Raw genomic sequence first — 2,025 nt, 5'->3', positions numbered from 1 at the left:
GTCCCATTGAGAAAAGAAATCGCCGCCGGAAAACACGGTGTTGCTTCATAAACGAGCGAAAGGAACAGAAAATGGCCGAAAACGGACTGAAAATCGTTGAGAACGAGGTAAGCCTACTAATTGATCATTTTTCCGGTAGGGGGTGGTGCTGTTTTGTTGGACTGCGTTGTCGTTGGTTTTCATTATGCCATGAGTCCGAGCTCGCGTCGCCGCGCGGTGATGCTGGTGCCGAATTCGGTCTTGATGCGTTCGTCGCGGTACCACGTCATGTACTCGTCGAGCCTGCGGATGAACTCCCGCAGGGAGACGCCCGCGAAGGAGCGCTTGTGGAAGAACTCCTGCTTGAGGCGTCCGAAGAAGCCCTCGGCCGCCGCGTTGTCGGGGCTGCAGCCCTTAGCGCTCATCGAGCGCACCAGCCCGTTCTCCTCGCAGATCGAGATCCACCCGTCCCACCGGTAGTGGCATCCCCGGTCCGAGTGGATCACGGGTCTCTCGCCCGGTTTGAGCGCGGCGCATGCCTTGCGCAGCATGCCGTTGGACAGGGACGAGTTCGGGCTCGTCCCGATCGTCCATGCCACGGGCATGCCGTCGTAGCAGTCGATGACCGGCGACAGGTAGACCTTGCCCGCGGGGATGGAGAACTCGGTGATGTCCGTGACCCACAGCCTGTTGGGCGCGTCCGCGTGGAAGTCGCGGTTGACGATGTTCGCGGGCGCGTCGGACAGCTCGCCCTTGTACGAGGAGTAGCGGCGCGAGCTCTTGAACGGGGGCACCAGACCGTTGCCGGTCATCAGGCGCATGACCCGCCTGGCCGACACGACCGTGCCCCTGAGGCGCAGCGCCGCCCACACGCGCCGGTACCCGTAGCGCCGGCCGCTGGCCTCGAATACGTCGCGTATCTCGTCCAGCAGGGGCCCGTCCCTGTCGGGCAGCTCCCTGACGCGCCTGTGGTAGTAGTACGTGCTGCGCGCGACGCCCACGCGCGCCAGCAGGGAGCCGACGGGCTCGCCGGTGCGTTCGGCGACCCGGTCCGCGAGGAGGGACCTTTCCCGGTTCGACAGGTTGTCAGGGTCTGCGCCCGGCTCTTTTCCCAACAGCTCGATCGTGCCCCGGCGGATCTCGAGGTCGATCTCGAGGTCCCTGAGCTCCCGGCAGCGTTCCCGCGCCTTGCCGCGCAGGGACTCCGCCTCGTCGCGCAGGGACTCCGTCTCGCCCCGCAGCTCGTCCGCCTCCCGGCGCAGGGAGTCGGCCTGCTCGCGCAGGGACGCGATGACCCGGAGCAGCTCCTCCACGTCCGCCGCCGAGACCGCCTCCCCGGCCCTGGCGGCCGGCTTGCCGGAGGCCTTTCCCGCCGCCTTCCCGGCAGGCTTTCCCGCCGCCTTGGCGGCGGTCTTCCCCGCGGCCTTGGCGGCAGGCTTTCCCGCCGCCTTCCCGGCAGGCTTTCCCGCGGCCTTGGCGGCGGGCCCTCCGGCCCCTCCCGTCCGCGCGGCGTCGGCCGCGCCGGCGCGCACGGCGCGCCCCGTCACGTCATCCATGGTCGGCTCCTCCAGTCCGCCGGGGTCCCGGCCCTCCAATCCTCTCACGGACCCCGCCGCCGGCGCCACCGGCACGCCGCCCGCCGCGGGAACCCGCCGCGACGGATCCGCCCGGTCCACCCACTTGCGCAGCGTCCCGGGAGACGGATACCCCAGGCACCGGCACGTGCGCTGCACGCACCGGCCATGCGTCAGGAAATGCTCCACCGCCGCGCGCCTGAGCCCCTCGGGATACCCGCCCGCCGGCGCCGGCACCCTCGCGGGCGCGACCCTGCCCGGCACGCCCCCGTACCTCTCCAACGCGTACCGGCGGTACCACGCGCGCACCGAATGCCGGCTCGCCGGATACCCCAGCTCCCGCACCACGGCCGTCGCGCTCCGGTCCAGCCGCTCATACAACTCACACGCCCTGAGCCTCTGCTCCCGCGTATAACTAGCCATGACGCCCTCCAGTCAAAAGTCCAAGAAAACGTCACCACCTCGTTGCGGA

Annotated in this window: 1 protein-coding gene; it reads right to left on the bottom strand. The window is 69.2% G+C overall.

Annotation, left to right across the window (positions count from 1 at the left end; genetic code table 11):
• Positions 1-182: 182 nt before the first annotated feature.
• Positions 183-1,976 carry an IS3 family transposase gene (locus PSRA_RS09040; protein ID WP_094661554.1) on the bottom strand — a complete coding sequence of 598 codons (1,794 nt, stop codon included), beginning with the start codon at positions 1,974-1,976 and terminating at the stop codon, positions 183-185.
• Between the last annotated feature and the right edge of the window lie 49 nt (positions 1,977-2,025).

It is taken from the genome of Pseudoscardovia radai (genome assembly GCF_002259605.1).
Lineage (GTDB): Bacteria > Actinomycetota > Actinomycetes > Actinomycetales > Bifidobacteriaceae > Pseudoscardovia > Pseudoscardovia radai.
Note: the sequence above shows the minus strand (reverse complement) of the source record. Positions and strands in the feature narration are given on the sequence as shown.

Excerpts from the sequence above, each read along its gene's own strand:
- PSRA_RS09040 (WP_094661554.1), bottom strand. The coding sequence starts at position 1,976 with ATGGCTAGTTATACGCGGGAGCAGAGGCTCAGGGCGTGTGAGTTGTAT.